Source organism: Amycolatopsis mongoliensis (assembly GCF_030285665.1).
Taxonomy (GTDB): Bacteria; Actinomycetota; Actinomycetes; order Mycobacteriales; family Pseudonocardiaceae; genus Amycolatopsis; species Amycolatopsis mongoliensis.
On the sequence record NZ_CP127295.1, the window covers coordinates 6,482,502 to 6,503,940 of the forward strand.

Below are 21,439 nucleotides of genomic sequence, written 5' to 3' on the forward strand. Positions count from 1 at the left end.
CCATGGCTACGGCTAGGGACCAAGGTCCCCGGGGCAGGGGGCCAACGTCGGCGGATCCGGGCAAAAGGTCCGTCGCGGGGAGGGCCGGTGTCGCGGACGGCCACGAGATCCGTGCGACCCCGGCTTCGCGGGCCACCTCCGGAGCGACGTCGTCCGGGATCTTGTCCTGATGCTTGTCCGGCCGGGCGTTGTGACCGGCTCCGCGCTGTGCGACCGTCGAGTGAGGCAATGCCGCCGGGGAAGGGATGGCCAGGTGGTTCGCAGCGCCCGGGTGTTACTCGTCGTTCTCCTGACCGCCTCGGCACTTCTCGGGCCCGTCGTCCCCGCGACGGCGGGAACCGCCTGGGAGTACCCGGAGTTCCCGTACCCGGCGACCACCTACCAGGAGCCGTTCCGGGGGCAGTTCCACTTCAGCTCGCAGTCCGGGTGGATGAACGACCCCAACGGGCTGGTGTTCGCCAATGGTCTCTACCACTTCTTCTACCAGCACAATCCCCACGGGCTCGAGTGGGACACGATGCACTGGGGCCACGCCACGAGCCCGGACCTGGTGCACTGGACGCAGAAGCCGATCGCGCTGGAGCCGGGCGTGCACCCCGGCACCCTGTTCTCCGGTGGCGGGGTCGTCGACCGCGACAACACCTCGGGACTCAAGACCGGCCCGCTCGACCCGATCGTGGTCTTCTCCGGCACCAACGGCGTCAGCATCTTCGTCAGCAACGACAACGGCCGCAGCTTCCAGGCCTACGACAAGGGGCGCAAGCAGATCGAGATCCCGGAGGAGAGCCGGGACCCGAAGGTGATCCGCGACGACGCGCGGGGGCAGTGGGTGATGGTCGTCTGGTCGAACCGGGGCGGCAACGGCGTCGACGTCTACACCTCGCCGGACCTGCTGCACTGGACCTTCGGCAGCCGGTACGCGGCGGACTGGCTGTTCGAGTGCCCGGACCTGTTCCCGCTGCCACTGGCCGGCGACCGGCGGTGGGTGCTCACCTCGGCGACGGGGGAGTACGTGGTCGGCACCTTCGACGGCACCACCTTCCGCACCGAGCGGCCGCAGCCGAAGAAGATGAACCTCGGCACCACCTACGCCGGGGGCACGTTCTACGCGGCCGAAACCTTCACCGGCGCGCCGGACGGGCGAATGGTCCAGATGGCCTGGCAGGGCGGCAACCGCGGCAGCTCGTGGACCGGCAACGCCACGTTCCCGGTCGCGCTCGGCCTCGTGGACACCCCCGACGGCCCCCGGATCACCCGGACCCCGGTCGCCGAGCTCGGCTCGCTGCGCGCCGACAGCCGGACCTGGCGGAACGAAACCGTGCGCGACGGGCACGATCCCTTCGCCGGGATCCTCGCCGACACCTACGAAATCACCGCGACCTTCGACGTCGCGAGTGCCACCGCCGGCCAGTTCGGCTTCGCGCTGCACAGCCGCGGCGACGGCTCCGCCGACCGCACCGTGGTCTACGACCGTGCGGCGGGCACCCTGGACGGCAAGCCGTTGCCGCCCACCGGCGGCGAGGTCAGCCTGCGCCTGCTGGTGGACCGCGGTCAGCTGGAGATCTTCAGCGGTGACGGGCTGTTCTCCGTCGCCGACAACGTGAACTTCGACTCCGCCGCGGTCAGCCAGGGCATCCGGCTCTTCGCGACCGGCGGGCAGGTGCGGGTGAAGAACGCGACGTTCACCCGGCTGAGCACGAGCTGGGGCACCGCACAGCCGACGCTGGAGAGCACCCTCGCGGGCCCGTGGCATGCGGCGGGCGGCTCGTGGACCGACGTCGGGGCGGGCAAGCAGGCGCAGGTCACCGGCGACGGCTTCTACCTGAGCGCGAGCACCGCGGGCGACGCCGAATACCAGGGCGACGTCCGGCTGGGCACCGCGCGAGCGGCCGGGCTGACGTTCCGGGCGACCGCCGACGGCGCCGGCTACACGGCGAACGTCGACACGAGCGGGGTGGTCAAGCTCTGGCGGCCCGGCCGCGACATCGCGACGTACCCGACGCCCATCGCCGCGGACACCACCTACCACCTCCGGGTCCGGACGACCGGTCCCCGCATCCAGGTCTGGCTGAACCACGGCACCGCCCCGGTCATCGATGCGACCGACGACGGCTACGCGTCGGGCCGGTTCGGGGCGAACGCGTACCAGGGTTCGGCGACCGTGCAGAACCTGAACACGGGACCCGCCGGGTTCACCTCGTTCACCTCCGGCCCGTGGACGGCGGTGGGCGGCACGTGGACCACGACTCCGGACGGCGTGCGCGCCAGCTCGGCCGGGGACGGCTTCTACCTCAGTGACCGCGAAGGCACCGACTTCACCTACGAAGGCGACGTGTCCGTCACCAACGGCGCGGCGGCCGGCCTGACGTTCCGGGCCGCCGCCGACGGCGCCGGCTACACGGCGAACATCGACACCGACGGCCTGGTCAAGCTCTGGCGGCCCGGCCGCGACATCGCGACGTACGCCGCGCCGGTCGTGGAAGGCCGCACCTACCACTTGAAGGTGCAGACGGCCGGCTCGCGGATCCGGGTGTGGTTCGACCACGGCGCCACTCCGGTCATCGACGCGGCCGACACCACCTACCCCGCCGGCCGGTTCGGCCTCGACGCCTACGCCGGCAACGCGAAAGCCCAGAACCTCACGATCACCTGACCGCCGGTCGTCACGGGTCCAGTTCTCCGATCCGCCGGGCGAGATACCGGCGTTCCGCACCGGTCGGAGCCAGGTCCAGCGCCGCCCGGTACGCCGCCACCGCTTCCTCGTCCCGGCCCAAGCGGCGGAGGAAGTCCGCGCGCGTCGCCGGGAGCAGGTGGTAGCCGGCCAGGTTCCCGCCCTCGGCGAGGCCGTCGACCAGGGCGAGGCCCGCCGCGGGGCCGTCGGCCATGGCCACCGCCACCGCTCGGTTCAGCTCGACCACGGGGGACGGGTTCAGCCGCGCCACCAGCTCGTACAACCGGGCGATCCGGGCCCAGTCCGTGTCTTCGGCGCGCGCGGCCGTCGCGTGGCAGGCGGCGATCGCCGCCTGCAGCTGGTACGGGCCCGGCCTGCCGAGGGCCAGCGCCTCGTCCAGCACCCGGACGCCCTCGTCGATCAGCGTGCGGTCCCAGCGGGTGCGGTCCTGGTCGGCGAGGGTGACCAGGTCGCCGGCGTCGTCGGTGCGGGTCGCGCGGCGGGCGTCGTGGAACAGCATCAGCGCCAGCAGCCCGCCCGCTTCCGGTGCGGCCGGGAGCAGCCCGGCGACGACGCGCGCGAGCCGGATCGCCTCGGCCGTCAGGGACTGGCGGACCAGGTCGGCTCCGGCGCTGGCCGCATAACCCTCGTTGAACAGCAGGTAGAGCACGCCGAGCACCCCTGACGTCCGTTCGGGCAGCAGCTCGGCCGGCGGGACGCGGTAGGGGATGCGCGCGTTGCGGATCTTCCGCTTGGCGCGCACGATCCGCTGCGCCATCGTCGCTTCGGGCACCAGGAAAGCGCGGGCGATCTCCGGCGTCGTCAGCCCGGCGAGGGTCCGCAGCGTCAGCGCCACCTGCGCCTCCAACGGCAGGGCCGGGTGGCAGCAGGTGAACATCAGCCGCAGCCGGTCGTCGGGGACGTCGTCCGGCTCCGGCGCCTCGTCGTCGTCCGCGGCCGTGAGGGCGAGGCCCCGCAGCCGGGTCTCCTCGGCGGCGCCGCGCCGCAGCTTGTCCAGAGCCCGGTTGCGGGCGGCCGTCGTCAGCCACGCCCCGGGGCGGCGCGGCACGCCGTCCCGGGGCCAGCTGGCCAGCGCCTTGGCGAACGCCTCCTGGGCGCACTCCTCGGCCAGGTCCCAGTCGCCGGTGACCCGGATCAGGGTGGCGACGACGTGGCCCCACTCGGTGCGGAACGCCTCGTCGACAGCCGCGCGGACGGGGTCGGTCACCCCCACACCGGGCGCAGTTCGATCGCGCCGAACCGCGCGACCGGGTGCGCCGCGGCGACGTCGATCGCTTCGGCCAGATCGGCGCATTCGAGGATGTCGTACCCGGCGATCTGCTCCTTCGTCTCGGCGAAGGGACCGTCCGAGACGAACGTGCCGCCGTCCCGCGGCCACAGCGTCGTCGCGTCGGAGACCGGCCGCAGCCGGTGGCCTTCGAGGCGGCGTTCGCCGGCCTCGGCGACCCAGTCCTGCGGCTTGTCTTCCGCGGTGCCGACCAGTTCGGGGTCGACGCACACCCACATCAGGAACTTCATCGCTCAGTCCTCCCCGAACGGCCGGATCTCGATGGGGAACCGCCCGGCGGCGGGGTGCGTGGACGCGATCGCGATGGCTTCGTCCAGGTCTTCGCATTCGACGACCTCGCAGCCGGCGATCCACTCCTTCGTCTCGGCGAACGGGCCGTCCGACGTCAGCCGCTTTCCGCCGCGCACCCGCACGGTGACGGCTTCGGCCGGCGGCCGGAGAAGCGTCCCGGCGCGGCGGGCGCCACGGGCTTCGACGTCTCGCAGCCACGCGACGAACGCGGGCTGGGCGTCGATCTCGGGCGGGCTGAACAGCTCCGCGCCGTCGTCGCAGATCATCAGCATGTACCGCAAGGCTCCTCCTGATCGTCCGGTGCAGCTTCTCACCCACTCGACGCCGCCGCGGCCCGGAATCGACAGCGGCCCGAGAAGTTTTTCCGGCGACCTGTCGATCCGGGCGAAGCGCGGCGTCGTCCGGGCGAAGACCCGTGACAGAGGAGCTGCCATGATCCCGATCGGCCCGGCCGGACAACTGTGGATCGCCACCCACCAGAACGAGCGGGACCGCCGCCTGGCGGAGGAGCGCCTCGGCCGGCTGGCCGCCCGGTGGACCCGTCGCCGATGGCTCGCGCCGGGGCGAATGCGAGGGCCGGCTCTCGAAGAACCCGGGCGGATCAGGCCGTCGCGCACGCGTGGTTCGGGTAGCGCCCGGGAAAACGGGTATGCCCGGACGATGACGATCGATGAGGAAGCCCCGAGGGCGGGCAGCACCGGTACGCCTGAGGCAGACGAGCCCACGGGCCGCCCCGCCGAAGCATCGCCCTTGGACCGAGGACTTGCTCCACCGTCGGTGGAGCCCGAGATCACCTCGACCCACGCCCTGGATCGAGGACTTGCGCCCCCCGACGACGAAGGGACCGAAGACACCGGCGAAACAAGCCGCCCGTAGGCGCCGGAGGGTCTCGATCGAGGATGCATACCGCGTCCTGCCATCCGGGTGAAGCCGGGCACGGACCCTGCCCCGGCGCGGGCACCGGGGAGAAGACTGCGGGAACCGTCTCGCGACCCGGAGGGAAACATCGTGTCCGCAGCAGCCGACGAACTCCTGTTGTCCCTGTCCACCCCGGCCGGGCTCGCCGATCCGTACCCGGTCTACGCGAAGCTCCGCGAAGAGACGCCGGTCTTCCGCAGCGCGGTCTTCGGCGGCTGGGTGCTCAGCCGGTTCGCCGACTGCCAACCGGTGCTGGCCGACGGCGAGACCTTCCTGGTGCTGGACGCGCAGTGGCGCGACCGGCACACGCCGGGCTGGCGGGACAACCCGGCCATGGCGCTGCTGGCCGACCTCCTGCCGTGGAAGAACCCGCCGGAACACACCCGTGAGCGCCGCCTGCTCCTGCGGGACTTCACCGTCCGGCGCGTGCAGGGGCTGGAGCCCGCGGTCCGCCGGGCCGTCGACCGGGTGCTGGACCGCTTCGCCGACGCCACGGCGGACGGGACCGCGGCGGAGTTCGTCGGCACGGTGCTCTACCCGCTCGGGATGGCGGTGATCGGCGACCTGGTCGGCGTGCCCGAAGCCGACCACGACCGGCTCCGCCGCGTCACCGACCTGATCGGCAAGCAGGTCGACCCGGCGATGTCGGCGGACCTGCGCGCCGAGGTCGACGCGGCCGCCGTCGAATTCCGTGCCTACTGCGCGGATCTGATCGCGCTGCGGCGCACGGAACCCCGCGACGACCTGACGTCCGCGCTGCTGGCCCGGCCCACCGCGGACGCGGAGCTGATGTCCGCCGACGACGTGCTCAATTCGCTCGTGGTGCTGTTCGGCGGCGGCTACGAGACCACCGCGGGGGCGCTGGGCCTCGGCATCCACGCGCTGCTGACCCATCCGGAGCAGTTCGCCTTGCTCGCGGGGGATCCGGGGCTGGCGGCCGGGGCGGCCGAGGAGATGCTGCGGTGGGACGGATCCGCCCAGATGAGCCAGCGCGCGGCCGTCCGCCCGGCGGTGGTCGACGGCGTGGAGATCCCGGCGGGGGACGTGATCGTGGTGCTCATCGGGGCGGCGAACCGGGATCCGGCGCGGTTCGCGGACCCGGACCGGTTCGACATCACCCGGGACGCCGGCCGGGGCCTGTTCTTCGGGCACGGCCTGCACCTGTGCCTCGGCGCGGCACTGGCGCGGCTCGAGATGACCGTGCTGCTCGAACAGCTCGGCAAGCGCTTCCCGGCGTTGCGGATCGCCGGTGCGGTCCAGCGCCGCCAGAACCCGGCGCTGCGCGGGATGGCGGCCTTGCCCCTCACCCGGTGACGCGGGGCCGCGCGCTCGCCAGAGGGTCAGGAGGTGCGCGGTGTCACGAGGCCGGATTCGTAGGCGAGGACCACGAGCTGGGCGCGGTCGCGGGCGTGGAGCTTGGTCATCGCCCGGTTGATGTGGGTCTTCGCGGTCAGCGGGCTGATCACCATGCGGGCCGCGATCTGGTCGTTGGCCAGCCCCTGCGCGACCAGGGCGACGGCTTCGCGTTCGCGGTTGGTCAGGTGGGCCAGCCCGGCCGGGGCGCCGGTCGCGGGTGGCTGGGTGACGTACCGGTCGATCAGCTTGCGGGTGATCGAGGGGGCGAGCAGGGCGTCGCCACGGGCGGCCACCCGCACGGCGTGGAGGAAGTCCTCCGGCTCGATGTCCTTGACGAGGAACCCGGCCGCGCCGGCACGCAGCGCGTCGAAGACGTACTCGTCCAGGCCGTAGTTGGTCAGGATGACGACGTGCACCCCGGCCAGGGCCGGCTCGGCGGCGATGCGCCGGGTCGCCTCGATGCCGTCGACGACCGGCATCCGGATGTCGATGAGCGCGATGTCGGGCAGGTGCCGGGTGGCCAGCGCGACGGCCTCGCCGCCGTCGGCCGCCTCGGCCACCACGTCGATGTCGTCCTCGATGTCGAGGAGGGCGCGGAACCCGCTGCGGATGAGCGGCTGGTCGTCGGCCAGCAGGACCCTGATCACGGTGCGGGCTCCACGGGAAGTTCCGCGTGGACGGTGAAACCGCCTTCGCTGCGCGGGGCCGCCCGCAGCCGGCCGCCGAGCGCGGTGACCCGTTCGCGCATCCCGAGCAACCCCACGCCGGGAACCGGCGCGGCGTCCGGAGTGGCTTTGCCGTCGTCGTCGACGCGGATGACCAGCGTCCCGGGGCGGTAGCCGATGTGGACCGACGCGGTCCCGGCGGAGGCGTGCCGGGCGATGTTGGTCAGCGACTCCTGGACGATCCGGTAGCCGGTCCGGCCCGCCGCGGCGCTGACATCGTTGCGCTGGCCCTCGATCGTCAGCGTCGCGTCCAGGCCGGCCGCCCGGGCCCGTCGCACCAGTTCCGGGACGTCGTCGAGCCCGTGCGAGGGGTTCTTGTCGTCCCGCAACGCTTCCAGGGTCGCGCGCAGTTCGCGGGCCGCCTCCCGGCCGGCGTCCCGGATCGCCAGCAGCGCGTCCGGCACCTGCTCGCCCCGCTTGCCGGCGAGGTGGACGGCGACCTCGGCCTGCACCTTGATGACGGAGATCTGGTGGGTCAGCGAGTCGTGCAGCTCCCGCGCGATGTGCAGCCGTTCCTCGTCGGCACGGCGGCGCGCGGTCTCCTCCCGGGTGCGCTCGGCCTCGTCCGCCCGGCGCTCGGCCTGCCGCAGCGCCTCGCCCGCCGCGCCGGCGGCGATCAGCCACGCGATCTGGAGGACGTCGCGGGTGTGCGTGACCGCCGCTCCCACGGGCAGGTCGCCGGGCGCGGCCAGGATCGCGAGCGGGAGCGCGACCAGCATGACCACCGCGCTCACCACCGCGATCAGGCGGTGTCCCGCCCGGACCACGGCGTACACCGCCAGCAGGTACGCGACGGCGGGCACGTCGACGCCGGCGGCCTGGTAGCCCAGCGCGCACAACCCGGTCACGGCCAGCACGGTGACCGGGGCCCGGCGGTAGGCGGCCAGCGCCAGGCCGCCGATCACCAGCAGCGCGTAGCCCAGCGGGACGAGGCCCGTGGCCGGGTGGTGCCCGGACAGCCCGGCGACGAGCAGGGCCGTGGCCACCCCGGCGGCGATCAGCGCGTCCCGGAGCCGGATCCGTCCCGTGCTCATGCCTGCACCGTAGCCGGATGTCCGGCCGGGCGACTCCTGCGCACGGACGATCCGGGGACTACCGCGGGCGCGGTACACCGCCGGTTCCTGCGGTGGCCGTGGTAGCGCGAAGTGCCTGCGCCTGCCGGACGACCGGAGGCGGTCCGGCGGACAGGATCGGACGACATCCGCTCGAGAAGGAGAACGTCATGTCCGTCACCCACGCCGTACTCGGCGCCGCCACCCCGATGCCGGCCGCCGTCACCGCGTACACCGTGACCGCCGCACGGGTCTGGGCCACCGCGGCCGCGTTGCTGGGGCTGGCCGGTGCGATCATCGGCGGCCGCGCGCTGGCCCGCACCCGCCGCCGGGCCGGCGACGGGAGAAGGGGAGCGATCGTGGCGCTGGCGACCGGACTGGCCGCCGTCGTCGTCGGCGGGCTCAACCTGGCCGTCGCCGACGGCGGTCCCGGCACCGGCAACGGGGTCGTCGGTGGCGCCGCGGCCGTGGTCGCCGGTCTCCTGGCCCTCACCTTCGGCGGGCTGACGCTGGCCCGCGCGGTGCGTGTGCCGTGACGGCGATCCAGGCCGTGGCCACCACGGCCGCGCCGAGCACGACGAGCAGGAGGACCGCGGGGGCCACGTGCGTGCGCGCCTGCGCGAAGGAGATCAGGAACGGGAGCGCGAAGCCGAGGTAGCTGAGCACCTGGTAGGCCGCGGTCGCGGTGCCGAGCGCCCGGTCGGCGGCGATCTCCTGGACCTTGACCAGGCCGGCGAACTGGGTGAGGCCGTAGGCGGCGCCGAGCACCGCGGAGGCGAGCAGCACGGCCGCGGGAGACATCGCCGAGGCGGCCCAGGCCGCGCAGCCGATGCCGGTGAGCACCGCCAGCATCGCTGCCGGGAGCAGGCGGGATCCGCCGGTGCGGTGGATCTTCTTCGCCAGTGGCTGGACGAGGATCCCGGTCAGCGCGGTCGTCGCGGTGGCGACGGCGCTGAAGAGCAGGGCGTGCTCGCTGACCTGGTCGGCGACCAGCGCCGGCAGGTAGGCGAGGGCGATCGCGGCGGTGCCGAACACCCAGGGCGCGAACGGCAGCAGCACCACCATGAACGGCACGGCCACCCCGGAGTTCCCGGCCGGCCGGGTGCGCGTCGCCGCCGGGCCCCCGGGATCCGGCGTCCGCCGCACTGCGATCGCCGCGGCGAGCAGCAGCAGCAAATGCGGCCCGTAGGCGGTCGTGGCCGGGGCCGGCAGCCACTGGGCGCACAGTCCGGCGACGAAGGGGCCGGCCGCGAACCCGACGGTCATGGACACGGTCGTCCGCCGGGGCCCGGCCGCGGCGTCGCCCGCGCCCGCCGACAGCTCTTTCAGCCACGCGGCTCCGGTGCCGAACGCGAGACCGCTCGCCACGCCGGCCAGCAGCCGGCCCGCGTAGAGCCCGATCGGCTGCGTGCCGCCGGCCATCAGCAGGCAGGTCGCGGCGAACGACATGGCCAGCGCGGTCAGCACGACCGGCCGGCGGCCCGCGGCGTCCGACCACTTCCCCCCGGCGAGCAGGGCCGGGATCAGGCCCAGGGCGTACAGGCCGAACACGGCGCCGGCGGCCGCGGGGGAGAGGCCGAAGCGCTGCTGGTAGAGCACGATCAAGGGGGCGAACTGGTTCGCGCCCCATCCGATCGCGGCCAGGGCGAGGCCGGCGCCCAGCCACGCTCGGGCCGGTCCGGCCACGGGCGGCGAAAACTGCGTCGAGGTCACCTGGCCAAGGTCCCCGACCGGCGCCGTCTCCACGAGTGTCCGATCCGACAACCTGCGTACACTATCGGACATGACCGTCGTGGCACTCGCCCTGAGCGACGGCGTGCCGCTGTACGAGCTGGCGGCGCCCTGCGCGATCTTCGGGACCGACCGCTCGGACCTCGTCGGCTCGCCGTGGTACCGGTTCGAGGTGTGCGCGCCGGCGGACGCGCGGGTGGACCGGTGGTTCCGCGCGACCACCGAGCACACCTACGACGACCTCGTGGCCGCCGACACCGTCGTGGTGCCGGCGTGCCACGACGGCGCGCTGCGGCCGCCGGACGACCTGGTCGACGCGGTGCGAGCGGCCTTCGAACGCGGGGCGCGGGTGATTTCGATCTGCACCGGCGCGTTCGTGCTCGCGGCGGCGGGCCTGCTCGACGGCCGCCGGGCGGCCACCCACTGGCTGCACGCCGAGACCCTCGCGAAGCGCCACCCGGCCATCACCGTCGACGCGAACGCGCTGTACGTCGACGAGGGGCGGGTCCTCACCTCGGCGGGCAAAGCCGCCGGCACGGACCTGTGCCTGCACGTCGTCCGGCTCGACCACGGCGCCGCCGTCGCGAACGAGATCGCCCGGCTGCTCGTGACGCCCCCGCACCGCGAAGGCGGGCAAGCGCAGTACGTGGCGTCATCGAGCCCCCGGACGTCCTACGACGAGCTGGCGACCGTGATGGACTGGGCGCTCGACAACCTCGGCCGGCCGATCACGATCGAGCAGCTGGCCCAGCACGCCCATCTCGGCGTGCGCACGCTGAACCGGCACTTCCACGCCCGGGTCGGCACGAATCCGTCGCAATGGCTGCAGAGCCAGCGCGTCCGCCGCGCACAGCACCTGCTCGAGCAGACCGGCGACAGCGTCGAGTCCATCGCGGGCCAGGTCGGCTTCGGCACCGCCGCGGCCCTGCGGCGCCACTTCCGGCAGGTTCTCGGCACCAGCCCGGACACCTATCGCCGTGCCTTCACGCGGAAGGCGGCGGCGGACTGAAGTGCCCGTCGTCAGCGGCGGGTTTCGACCTTCAGATCGCCCACGGTCACCTTGCGGATGTGGGGACCGGCGAGCAGGTCGTGCGGGTAGCCGAGGTCGATCGCGCTGACCTCGTCGAGGCGCGCCAGGTGCTCGGCGGTGAAGCCGACCTCCAGCGCGCCGAGGTTCCCCAGCAGCTGCTCGGGGGTGCGAGCGCCGAGGACGGGTGCCGTCACGCCCGGGTTCTGCAGGGTCCAGGCCAGTGCGACCTGGGCGGCCGAGTGCCCCAGCTCCCCGGCGATCTCCCGCACGACGTCGGCGATGGCGAGCGTGCGTTCGGTGACCATGCCCAGGCGGGCGTTGAAGCTCCTGCGGGTGCTTTCCCCGGGGTCGTCGCCCGTCGCGGTCAGGTCGGCGCGGGTGTACTTGCCGGAGAGCACGCCGCCGCCCAGGGGTGAGTACGGGTTCACGCCCAGTCCCAGCTCCCGTGCCATCGGGATCAGGTCACGTTCCCCGCCCCGGTTGATGAGGCTGTAGTCGATCTGCAGCGCGACCAGGGGCGCCCAGCCGCGCAGGTCCGCGATCGCCTGCATCCGCGAGATCTCCCACGCCGGCACGTTCGACATCCCCACGTACAGGACCTTGCCCTGCCGGACCAGGTCGTCCAGGCCGCGCAGGATCTCCTCCACCGAGGTCGAGAAATCCCACACGTGCAGGTGGAGCAGGTCGAGGTAGTCCGTGTTCAGCCGCCGCAGGCTGGATTCCACCGACGCGAACAGGTTCTTGCGGTGAGCGCCCCCGGAATTCGGATCGCCCGGCCGCCGCTGCGTCGTGTACTTCGTGGCCAGCACCAGGCTTTCGCGGCGGTCGCGGGTGAACTCGCCCAGCATGCTTTCGGAGCTGCCGTAGCTGTCGGCGGTGTCGATGAAGTTGCCACCGCGCTCGACGTAGGTGTCGAACAGCTCGCGCGCGTCGTCCTGCTCCGCGCCCCAGCCCCACTCGTTGCCGAAGGTCGCCGTGCCCAGCGCCAGCGGTGACACCCGCAGCCCGGACCGGCCCAGCAGCCGGTAGGTGTCGAGGGTGAGCGACATCGGGTCCTCCTGTGCTCGTGATCGTCGTCGGGTACCAGCCTGCGACCACCGCGAGCCCGGGGTAAGGGAGGGAACTTCCTGGGAATACGAGTCCCAGGCAGGCCGTTGGACGACCCATGATCACCGGCACCGTGGACATCGCCCGGGAGCTGGCCGTCTTCCTGCGGACCCGGCGCGAAAGCCTGGATCCCCGGGATTTCGGCCTGCCGGCGCGCCGGCAGGCCCGGCGGACCCCCGGACTGCGCCGCGAGGAGGTCGCCGAGCTGGCCGGGGTCAGCACCGACTACATCGTGCGGCTGGAACAGGCCCGCGGGCTGCGGCCCTCGGCGGCCGTGGCGGAGATGCTGGCCCGGGCACTGCGCCTCGGCCCCGAGGAGCGCGCCTACCTCTTCGGCCTGGCGCAGCAGCGTCCCCGAGACGTCGGCGAACCCGCCACGGCCGCGGCGCCGTCACTGGCCCGGCTGGTCGCCGACCTGTCGCCGCGGCCGGCCATGCTCATGAACCACCGCTACGACATCCTCGCCTGGAACGGCGAAATGGCGGAGCTGCTGGTGGACTTCGGCGCCCTGCCACCGGCCGAGCGCAACGGGATCCGGCTGTGCCTGCTGCACCCGCAGCTCCAGGAGTCCTACGTCGACCGGGAACGCGTGGTGCGGGACGGGATCGCCCACCTGCGCGCCGCGTGGTCCAGGCACCCGGGGGACGAGGCGCTGAACGCCCTCATCGCCGAATGCCTGGACCGTGACCGGGAGTTCGCGCGGTTGTGGGCCGAGCGGGACGTCCGGATCAGCGGCCGCGGGCACAAAGTGCTGCGGCATCCCGCTGTCGGCGTGATCGCCCTGCAGTTCGAAGTGCTCATGCCCCTGCAGGACCCGGACCAGCGCCTGCTGATCTACCGCGCCGCGGACGAGGAGAGCCAGGCGGCACTGGACCGGTTGCCCTCCCGGTGACGTCGCTCAGCCGGACACGCGCAGCCAGTCGACCGTCAGGCCGGCGGCCTGGTCGTCGGCGTTGCGCTGCACGATCACCGTCGCGCCCGCCGGGATCGGCACCGCGGCGCTGACCGTGCGGTAGGCACCGCCCGTCGACGGGAAGTCGACCCGGTGGCCCTGGCCGTGCACGATCACGGTCATGCTGGCGTCCCGGGTCGCCGCGTAGCGGAAGGTCGCGGTCGTGCCGGCGATCACGGTGTCGACCACCATCGACGCGCCCACCACGTCGAACGACGTCGCGGCGGCACCCTCCGCCGCCGCGGCCGCCCGGATGCCGTGCGCCCCGTTGTACAGCCCGCCGGCCGCCTCGGCCTCGTACTGCCCGGTCACCAGCAGGTAGTCCACCGCCAGATCGGCGCCGTCGGCCCCGCGCGCCACCGTGATCCGGGTGCCCGAGGGCACGTCGAGCGGCACGGTCCGGGACGCGTAGCCGCCGCCGGTGGCCGGCAGGTCGGCCGGGACGTCGTGCCCGTCGAGCAGCACCCGCACCCGGGCCGGAGCGGTGGCCGCGTAGCGGAAGGTCAGGTGGCTGCCGCCGGCGACCGGGCCCACCGAGAAGGCCGCGGGACGCCCACCGCGCAGCAGCAGGCTCGCGCCGTCCGAGGCGTCGGCCGCGGCGATCCGGTCGGCGCCCACCGCCTGCGTGGCCTCGGCCTCCAGGTTGGCCATCGGCCGCAGCCAGTCGACCAGCACGTCACCGCGTGCGGCGACCCGCACCGCGCCCTGCCGGGGTACCGACAGCGGCAGGCTCGCCACCCGCCAGTCCCGCGCGGCGGGCACTCGCACCACGCGCGGGGCCGCGCCGTTGACCGACAGTTCCAGGTCGGCCGGCCGCGCCGCCCGGTAGCGGACCTGGATCGCGCTGGCCGTGGCGAGGCCGTAGAACTCGAGCGCGGAACCGTTGCCGCGCAACGGCACCGCCTGCCCGCCCGCGTCCGTGACGACCGGCGCGGCCGCCGGGTGGCCGTTCCGGAAGAACCCGGTCGTGCTCCGGTCCTCGGCCTGGACCGCGGCGGTCGCCGGGTAGTCCAGCGTCCAGTCCATGAGCGCGGCCGGATCGCCTTCCTCCTTGTAGAGGTTCTGCGCGAAGTACATGGTGCCCCGGACCCGGAACGGCACCCCGTTCGACGAGCCGCCGCGGTAGTAGGACGTGGTCGCGGGCAGTGCCTTCCGCTTGGCGTCGAGCGACTGCACCAGGCCCGCGGTCTGGGCGGGCGGCACACCGTTGTTGAAGTCCACCGTGTGGAAGCCGTACTCGACGACCTTGGGCTGGGTCGGGTACTGGGCGACGAGCTTGTCCATCGCGGTCTGCAGCCGAGGCTGGTTCAGCAGCGTGGACGTCGGCGCGTCCGCGGTCGGCGGGGCGCCGGCCGGGTAGCTGTAGTTGTTGAAGAAGTAGCCGTCCGCCGGGTTCGGGATGCCGGCGTAGCCCGGTGTCGGGTAGGACTGGTCCCAGCCGTAGAACACGCTCAGGTAGAACTTCGAGCTCGCGCCGAGCACCTGGCGCAGCCGGCTCAGCAGGTACTGCGCGTACGGCGGCTGGCTCGAGGCCCACCGCGGGTTGCTCCGCTCACCGGTGAAGTGCCCGGCGACCGTGCCGTCGTCGACCGGCATGTTCACCGAGAAGTACGCGATGTCCCGCAAGCGGTTCGTGCGCTTGAGGTAGGTCAGCAGCGCGGTGTAGCCGTGGGCCGGGTCGTCGGTGTCGTAGTAGCGCAGCACGCTCTCGGCGTCGTCGTGGGTGCCGTCGTCGTCGAAGTCGAAGGTGTTCGCGTCGTACCACTCGATGCGGAGCATGGCCTTCTGGTTGTTGTTCTCCAGGTTGGTGAACAGCGTGTCCCGGTCGGCGTCGGACATCTGCACCAGGTTGTAGAACCCGACGGTGTTGACCCCGACGTCGCGCATGTGCGCGAAGTCGTGGGCGATCCGGTCGGGGAAGTTCGGGGTGGGGCTGAAGATGTAGGTCGAGCCGGTGATCGGCCCGTCGGGAGTGGTGTACAGGTTGGTGTAGCTCGCGGGGGCGTACGGGGTCAGCGACACCGCGTCGGCCGCGGCGGCCGTGGGCGGGAGCTCGCCGGCGAGCAGCGCCAGCGCGGCCACGACGGGTAATGCCTTGCGCATGAGGACTCCTTTGTCGTCTGCGGGGGATCAGCGGTGGACGGGCAGGCGCAGGCCGTGCCCGGCGGGGAACAGCGGGTCCGCGCTGTCGTTCGGCACGTCCTCGCGGCTCGCTTCGACGGCGGCCGTGCTCGACGGGAGCTCGGCCGGAAGCCGTCCGTCCGGAGTGGACCGTCCGAACAGGACGTCGAGCACGGCCGCGTCGGTGGCGCCGAACTCGCCGACGGTCGCCGCGGCGGCCGCCACCAGCTCGGGGAGCACCGCGGGCCGGTCCAGGTGCACCACCAGCACGGTCGGCACCGCGCGCAGCCGGGCGACCAGCCGCGCGACCTCGTCCGGCGGGAAGTCGAGCCTGCCCTGGTGGAAGGCGGACTCGTAGTCGATGCCGCTGTCGCGCCGCTCGTACGGCGCCGCGATCCGGACGACCGCCACTTCGGCGCCTTCCGGGCCGGGCACGACGGTGGCGTACTCCGCGGCCACGGCGGGGTCGACGCCGTCGACGTGCAGGCGGCACCCCTCCCGCAGCGGCAGCACCGGCGTGGATCCGTTGTCCAGCACTGTGATCGCCCGCCGCTGGGCCGCGGCGCCGGCCGCCGAGAACGCGGGGTTGCCGACGATCCGCTCCGCCTCGTCCGGGTCGACGTAGGGATCGTCGAACAACCCGAGCCGGAACTTCTGCCGCAGGACGCGGCGGACCGAGTCGTCGATCCGCGCCTCCGGCAGCCGGCCCGCCTCGACGAGTTCGACGACCAGCTCCGGGCAGAACTCGCCGCCGAGCTGGTCGACGCCCGCGTCGATGATCCGGTGCACCCGCTCGATCCGGCTCAGGTCCTCGGCACCCCAGCACCGCGCCGGCCAGCGGGTGCCGCCGACCCGGACGTCGGTGACGAGGCCCCAGTCCGAGCAGACCACCCCGTCGAAGCCGTCGCGCTCGCGCAGCCGGCCGGTGATCACCTCGCGGTTGAACCCGAACCCCACCTCCGGCACGCCGAGGCCGACCGGGATGGCGTAGTACGGCATCACCGCCGCCGTCCCGGCCTCGAACGCCGCGCGGAACGGGCGCAGGTGGTACTCGGCGTTGCCGCCGGGGTAGACCTGCTCGCGGCCGTACGGGAAATGCGCGTCCTCCCCGCGCAGCTGCGGGCCCGCACCCGGGTAGTGCTTGGTCATGCAGGCCACGCTGTGCGGGCCGAGCCGCTCACCCTGCATGGCGCGGACGTACCGGGCGACGAAGGTGGCCGCGAGGTCCGCGTCCGCACCGAACGTGCCCACCCCGCGCGACCAGCGCGGCTCGGTCGCCAGGTCGGCCTGCGGGCCCAGCGCCATCCGGATGCCGACCGCCAGGTACTCCCGGCGCACGACGTCGGCGAACTCGGCGACGAGCTCGGGATCGCCGGCCGCGGCCAGCCCGAGCGGTTCCGGCCACCGGGAGAACGTGGTGGTGGCGAGGCTCGTGGCCGGGTTGTCCACGAACCCGTGCACGGGGTCGCTGGAGAGCGTCACCGGGATGCCGAGCCGGGACTCGGCGGCCAGGTCCTGCAGCCGGTTGTGCCACCGCGCGTAGTCCGCGGGCGCGATCCGCGGCGCGGCGTTGAAGTGGCGGATGTGCGCTTCGGTCACCAGCCGGCCGGTCGACAGCACGTCGTGGGGAACGTCGTCGCAGTCCGGACCCGGCTCGTACAGCCCCTCCGGCTCGGCGCGCATCATGGTGTGGAACATCAGCCCGGCCTTCTCGGCCAGGGTCATCCGGGCGAGCAGGTCTTCCGTTCGCTCTTCGGCCGGCCGGCGGGGATCGGTGTAGGGCACCATCCGGCCGGTGCCGGTCAGGTCCCGGAAGCGCACACCGTCCACAGTGGAGACACGGGGGTCGGGCCTCACGCCGCCACCGCCCTGGGCAGCGCGTTGTGCCGGGCGATGTCGCCGAGCCAGCGCGCGCTCGGCTTGACCGTGCGCCGGAAGGTCTTCCGGTCGACCGCGATCAGCCCGAAGGTGGGCGAGTACCGGCCCCACTCGTAGTTGTCCAGCGCGCTCCAGTGCAGGTAGCCCCGCACGTCGATCCCGTCGGACATCGCCTCGTGCAGGCCGTGGAGGGCGTCTCGCGTGTAGTCGACGCGCCGGTTGTCGTCCTGCGTCGCGATGCCGTTCTCGGTCACCACGATCGGCACCCCCTCCGCGTGCGACCAGGCGTTGCGCACGCCGATGGCCAGCGCGTCGGGGAAGTACTCCCAGCCGGTGAGCGTCTTCTCGACGTCGTCCGCCGGCGGGAGCGGCCCGTCCGGGCCGACGAAGGTCCGCGTGTAGGCCTGCACCCCGAGCCAGTCGTCCCCGCGCGAGGCCTCGAGGAAGAACTCCTCCATCGGCCGGCTGTAGTCCCGCGCGACCTGCTCGCTGCCGGGCAGCGCGTGGATCGCCTGGGTGGCCACCGCCCAGCCCGACCGGATCCCGCCTTCGCGCGCCAGCACCTCGCGCGAGAGCCGGTGCGCCCGCACGAGCTGCTCGGACACCCGGGCACTCGGCCGGGCCAAGCCGTGCGCCACCAGGTTGGCCGCGCCCTCCTGGCTGCCCGCGATGCAGGCGACGATGTTGGGCTCGTTGATGGTGCACACCCACTCGACGCCCTCGCGCAGGACCGGCAGCGCCGCCTCGGTGAAGCCGGCGAACAACTCGGGCGCCGCCTCGTCCCACCACCAGCCGCGCGCGTGCATCCACTGCGGCACGGTGAAGTGGTTCAGCGTGACCATCGGCGTCAGCCCGGCCTCGTGGCAGGCGGCGACCATCCGCTGGTAGTGGTCGAGCTCCGCGCGCGAGACGTGACCGGGCGCCGGTTCGATCCGGCTCCACTCGATGCCGAACCGGTAGGTGGTGAACCCCAGCCCGGCCAGCAGCGCGATGTCCTCGCGGTAGCGGTGGTAGCTGTCGCAGGCGTCACCGCTCGGCTCCGGGACGTCCGTGCCGGGCGCGTATTCGCGGTGCCAGTAGTCGCTGTTGACGTTGTTGCCCTCGATCTGGTGCCCGGCCGTGGCCGCCCCCCAGAGGAATCCGTCCGGAAAGGACAGTGCGTCCTCGTTCGGCATGTGCCTCTCCTGTGTGTCGTCTTCGCGTGTGTCGGTGCCGGCTGGTGTCAGCGGATCCCCGTCGTCGCCACCCCCTGGGTGAACAGGCGCTGCAGCAGGACGAACGCCAGCACGATGGGGGAGATGAGGATCACCGAGCCGGCGAGCAGCAGCCCGTACTCGGTCGCGTGTTCACTGGTCGAGTACAGCGACAGCGCGACCGGCAGCGTGTAGCTGTCCTGGTTCTGCGCCACCACCAGCGGCCACAGGAAGTTGTTCCACGAGGTGAGGAAGGTCAGGATGCCGAGCGTGGCCAGCGGCGGCCCGCACAGCGGCAGCACGATCCGCGCGAAGATCCGGAACTCGCCCGCGCCGTCCATCCTGGCCGACTCGAGCAGGGCGTCCGGGACGGTGCCGATGAACTGCCGCATCAGGAACACCCCGAGCGGGGACACCAGGAACGGCAGGATCAGCCCGGGGAACGTGTTGATCAGGCCCATCCGGGCGACCAGGACGAACAGCGGGATGAACGTGACCACCCCCGGGACCATGAGCGTGGTCATGACCACCGCGAACAACGCCCGCTTGCCGGGGAACCGCAGCTTGGCCAGCGCGTAGCCCACCATCGAGCAGAACAGCAGGTTCCCGGCGACGGTGAACAGCGCGACCACCACGCTGTTGAGGAAGTAGGTCCCGATGCCGAAGTCGCCGAACCAGGACAGGTAGTTGGCCGGGGTGGGGGAGTGCGGCAGCCAGCCGTTCGGGTCGCGCAGGATCTCGTCCTGGTTCTTGAGCGAACCGAGGACCATCCACAGGAACGGCATCAGGGTCAGGCCGACCGCGACCAGCAGTGCGGCGTAGGTCAGCCACTGTCCCTTGCCCGTCGAGCCGGACCGGGCCGGGGCGGGGCGGCGGCGCGGCGGAGTGGCCGCCGTGGGCCGCTCCTCGGTGGACACCAGGGTCACGGGATCACCTCTTCGTCCGGAGGATGCGGAACTGCACGATGCTGAGCAGGGCGATCAGGGCGAACAGCAGGTAGCTCGCGGCGGCCGCGTAGCCGTAGTCGCCGAACCCGAACTGCTGGAACGTGAAGTAGGTGATCGACAGCGTCGCGTCGAGCGGCCCGCCCCTGGTCATCACGAACGGCTCTTCGAAGAACTGCAGGTAGCCGACCGAGAGCAGGACCGCGCCCAGCAGCAGGGTCGGGCGCAGGATCGGCAGGGTCACCGCGGTGAACCGCCGCCACGGCCCGGCGCCGTCGAGCAGGGCGGCCTCGTGCAGCTCGGCGGGGACGTTCTGCAACCCGGCGAGGAAGATGACGATCAGCGTCCCCATGTTCCGCCAGGCGGCCATCACGATCAGCGACGGCATGGCCCACGTCGTGCTGTGCAGCCAGTCCGGACCGCTGATGCCGAGCCAGGCGAGCACGGTGTTGAGGAGCCCGTCGGGCTGCAGGATGAACCGCCACACCACCGCGACGGCGACCACGCTGGTGACCACCGGGGTGTAGAACCCGACCCGGAACGCGGTCCGGAACCGCGTGATGCCGTTGTTCAGCGCCACCGCGAGCAGCAGCGCCACGGCCATGGTCAGCGGGATGCCGACCACGACGAAGTAGCCGGTGTTGCGCAGCGCGTGCAGGAACCGGGCGTCGGACAGCAGCGCGAGGTAGTGGGCCGGCCCGACGAAGTCCACCGCCGCCGGGTCCGCGACGTCGCTGCCGCGGAAGTCGGTGAACGACATGACGAACGACGACACCAGCGGCACCACCATGAAGATGCCGAACACGACCACGAACGGAGCGGCGAACAGCCACGCCACCACGGCTTGGCGGCGGGCGCCGGGGCTCCGGCGCCGCCGGTTCACGACGGAGGCCACGGCTCAGCGCCCGGTGCCGATCGAGGTGGCCGCTGACTGGATCGCCCGCACCACCGCGTCGACGTCCTTGGTGCCGGTGGTGAGCTGTTCGGTCTGCTGGCTCGCGGTTTCCTGCACCTGGGCCCACCGGGTCGAGGCGGGCGGTGACTGGACGCTCTTGAGCTGCTGCCCGAACACCGCCAGCTTGGGGTCGTCGCGCAGCGTCGGGTCGTCCCAGGCCTGCGGCACCGCCGGCAGGTCGCCGGTCATCTTGTACCACTGCGCCTGGATCTCGGGCTTGGCGAGGAACTTGGCGAGCTTCCAGGCCGCGTCCGGGTTCTTGGCCTGCTTGAACACCACCAGGTCGCTGCCGCCGACGAAGGAGGTGCCGGTGCCGGACTCCTTGGCCGGAACGGTCGCCGTGGCGTACTTGTTCGCGAAGTCCGGGCCGCCGAGCTTGGTGAACTCGCCGACCTCGTAGGCGCCGCCGATGAACATCGGCACCGTGCCCTTGACGAAGTCGTTCTCCCCGGCACCGGTCTCGGTGCTCGGGTGCTTGTCCGCGAGGCCGTCGGTGAAGAACTTCTGGTAGTACGCCAGCGCGTCACGCATCTGCGGCGAATCCAGTGTCCACTTCGTCCCGTCGTCGGTGGCCAGCTTGGCCCCCGCGGACCAGGCGAAGGGCAGGAACGCCTGGAAGTCCTTGGGGGGCAGGGAGATCCCGTACCGGGCGCCGGCCTTCTGCTGCATGGCCGCGGCCAGGGCGCGCAGCTGGTCCCAGTTCGCCGGCGCCGAGTCGAAGCCCGCCTGGTGGGCCAGGTCGGTGCGGTAGTAGAGCACCGCGGTGTCGACGTACCACGGCACGCCGAAGGTGCCACCGCCCACCTTGGTCGAGTCCACCGAGCCCGGGTAGAACGACCCCGCGCCGAGGTTGCCCGGCGTCGGCGCGAACGCCTTGGCCTCGGCGAACTCGCCCATCCAGGTGGTGCCCATCTGCCCGATGTCGGGCGTGGTCCCCGCGGCGATGGCGGCCTGGAACTTGTCGTGGCCCGACGGCCACGGCACGGCGGTGACCTGGACGTCCACCTCGGGGTTCTGGTCCTTGAAGGCGCGCAACAGCTCGGGCAGCTTCTCGGCCTCGGCGCCCATGGCCCAGATCGAGACGGTGCCGGTGGCCGGCCCGTCGGACACCACGGCGGCCGAGGCCGTCCCCGGGTCGTCCGCGGTGCGCCCGCAGGCGGTGAGCAGGAGGGCCGCGGCGGCCAGGAGGGCCACTCGGCGAACTGG

19 protein-coding genes are annotated in these 21,439 nt (G+C 72.8%); 6 read left to right on the top strand and 13 right to left on the bottom strand.

Annotation, left to right across the window (positions count from 1 at the left end; genetic code table 11):
* Nucleotides 1-253: 253 nt before the first annotated feature.
* Nucleotides 254-2,653: a glycoside hydrolase family 32 protein gene (locus QRX60_RS31205; protein WP_285995006.1), complete on the top strand. Its 2,400-nt coding sequence runs from the start codon at nt 254-256 to the stop codon at nt 2,651-2,653.
* A 10-nt stretch (nt 2,654-2,663) separates the two neighbouring features.
* Here the strand turns inward: QRX60_RS31205 and QRX60_RS31210 are convergent, their stop codons facing one another.
* Genes QRX60_RS31210 through QRX60_RS31220 form a run of 3 tightly spaced genes read right to left on the bottom strand, consistent with a single transcriptional unit; the run spans nt 2,664 to nt 4,552 of the window.
* The gene (locus tag QRX60_RS31210) at nt 2,664-3,899 is read right to left on the bottom strand and encodes an RNA polymerase sigma factor (RefSeq protein WP_285995007.1); all 1,236 of its coding nucleotides are present in this window, start codon (nt 3,897-3,899) and stop codon (nt 2,664-2,666) included.
* Nucleotides 3,896-4,210, bottom strand: a complete 315-nt coding sequence (locus tag QRX60_RS31215; RefSeq protein ID WP_285995008.1) for a YciI family protein — start codon at nt 4,208-4,210, stop codon at nt 3,896-3,898. Before QRX60_RS31215 ends, QRX60_RS31210 begins: the two co-directional genes overlap by 4 nt.
* A gap of 3 nt (nt 4,211-4,213) precedes the next feature.
* Entirely contained in the window at nt 4,214-4,552 is a 339-nt protein-coding gene (locus QRX60_RS31220) for a YciI family protein (protein WP_285995009.1), read from the bottom strand.
* Between QRX60_RS31220 and QRX60_RS31225 the strand changes: the two genes are divergently transcribed.
* Both QRX60_RS31225 and QRX60_RS31230 read left to right on the top strand, forming a co-directional pair.
* Nucleotides 4,542-5,147 carry a hypothetical protein gene (locus QRX60_RS31225; protein WP_285995010.1) on the top strand — a complete coding sequence of 202 codons (606 nt, stop codon included), beginning with the start codon at nt 4,542-4,544 and terminating at the stop codon, nt 5,145-5,147. The two genes, QRX60_RS31220 and QRX60_RS31225, sit on opposite strands and share 11 nt — an antisense overlap.
* Before the next feature lie 132 nt (nt 5,148-5,279).
* Nucleotides 5,280-6,503, top strand: coding sequence for a cytochrome P450 (locus tag QRX60_RS31230; RefSeq protein WP_285995011.1), 1,224 nt, complete (start codon nt 5,280-5,282; stop codon nt 6,501-6,503).
* Nucleotides 6,504-6,529: 26 nt separating this feature from the next.
* Here QRX60_RS31230 and QRX60_RS31235 read toward each other — a convergent pair whose 3' ends face one another.
* Complete coding sequence (locus QRX60_RS31235; protein WP_285995012.1) at nt 6,530-7,192, bottom strand: response regulator; 663 nt, start codon at nt 7,190-7,192, stop codon at nt 6,530-6,532.
* A complete protein-coding gene (locus tag QRX60_RS31240; protein ID WP_285995013.1) occupies nt 7,189-8,304 on the bottom strand; it encodes a sensor histidine kinase in 1,116 nt (371 codons plus the stop codon). The genes QRX60_RS31235 and QRX60_RS31240 overlap by 4 nt, the downstream gene beginning before the upstream one ends.
* Before the next feature lie 188 nt (nt 8,305-8,492).
* On the opposite strand from QRX60_RS31240, the gene QRX60_RS31245 reads away from it, so the two are divergent.
* Entirely contained in the window at nt 8,493-8,858 is a 366-nt protein-coding gene (locus tag QRX60_RS31245) for a DUF6223 family protein (protein ID WP_285995014.1), read from the top strand.
* On the opposite strand, the gene QRX60_RS31250 is transcribed toward QRX60_RS31245, so the two are convergent.
* Nucleotides 8,812-10,035: an MFS transporter gene (locus QRX60_RS31250; protein ID WP_285995015.1), complete on the bottom strand. Its 1,224-nt coding sequence runs from the start codon at nt 10,033-10,035 to the stop codon at nt 8,812-8,814. The two genes, QRX60_RS31245 and QRX60_RS31250, sit on opposite strands and share 47 nt — an antisense overlap.
* A 70-nt stretch (nt 10,036-10,105) precedes the next feature.
* On the opposite strand from QRX60_RS31250, the gene QRX60_RS31255 reads away from it, so the two are divergent.
* The gene (locus QRX60_RS31255; RefSeq protein ID WP_285995016.1) at nt 10,106-11,062 is read left to right on the top strand and encodes a GlxA family transcriptional regulator; all 957 of its coding nucleotides are present in this window, start codon (nt 10,106-10,108) and stop codon (nt 11,060-11,062) included.
* Nucleotides 11,063-11,073: 11 nt separating this feature from the next.
* Here the strand turns inward: QRX60_RS31255 and QRX60_RS31260 are convergent, their stop codons facing one another.
* Nucleotides 11,074-12,132, bottom strand: coding sequence for an aldo/keto reductase (locus QRX60_RS31260; RefSeq protein ID WP_285995017.1), 1,059 nt, complete (start codon nt 12,130-12,132; stop codon nt 11,074-11,076).
* A 116-nt stretch (nt 12,133-12,248) separates the two neighbouring features.
* Here QRX60_RS31260 and QRX60_RS31265 point away from each other — a divergent pair, with 116 nt between their 5' ends.
* Entirely contained in the window at nt 12,249-13,082 is an 834-nt protein-coding gene (locus QRX60_RS31265) for a helix-turn-helix transcriptional regulator (protein ID WP_285995018.1), read from the top strand.
* 6 nt (nt 13,083-13,088) lie between these two features.
* Here the strand turns inward: QRX60_RS31265 and QRX60_RS31270 are convergent, their stop codons facing one another.
* From QRX60_RS31270 to QRX60_RS31295, 6 genes are read right to left on the bottom strand one after another with little or no spacing between them, the layout of a single operon-like run.
* Nucleotides 13,089-15,245: a carbohydrate-binding protein gene (locus QRX60_RS31270; RefSeq protein WP_285995019.1), complete on the bottom strand. Its 2,157-nt coding sequence runs from the start codon at nt 15,243-15,245 to the stop codon at nt 13,089-13,091.
* A gap of 27 nt (nt 15,246-15,272) precedes the next feature.
* Nucleotides 15,273-17,120, bottom strand: coding sequence for a glycoside hydrolase family 3 protein (locus QRX60_RS31275; protein ID WP_285995020.1), 1,848 nt, complete (start codon nt 17,118-17,120; stop codon nt 15,273-15,275).
* Nucleotides 17,117-18,316: a glycoside hydrolase family 1 protein gene (locus tag QRX60_RS31280; RefSeq protein ID WP_285995021.1), complete on the bottom strand. Its 1,200-nt coding sequence runs from the start codon at nt 18,314-18,316 to the stop codon at nt 17,117-17,119. Before QRX60_RS31280 ends, QRX60_RS31275 begins: the two co-directional genes overlap by 4 nt.
* Before the next feature lie 47 nt (nt 18,317-18,363).
* Nucleotides 18,364-19,260, bottom strand: a complete 897-nt coding sequence (locus QRX60_RS31285) for a carbohydrate ABC transporter permease (protein WP_285995022.1) — start codon at nt 19,258-19,260, stop codon at nt 18,364-18,366.
* A gap of 4 nt (nt 19,261-19,264) precedes the next feature.
* Complete coding sequence (locus QRX60_RS31290; protein WP_285995023.1) at nt 19,265-20,173, bottom strand: carbohydrate ABC transporter permease; 909 nt, start codon at nt 20,171-20,173, stop codon at nt 19,265-19,267.
* A gap of 3 nt (nt 20,174-20,176) precedes the next feature.
* On the bottom strand, nt 20,177-21,427 hold the full coding sequence (locus QRX60_RS31295; protein ID WP_285995024.1) for a sugar ABC transporter substrate-binding protein: 1,251 nt from the start codon (nt 21,425-21,427) through the stop codon (nt 20,177-20,179).
* Between the last annotated feature and the right edge of the window lie 12 nt (nt 21,428-21,439).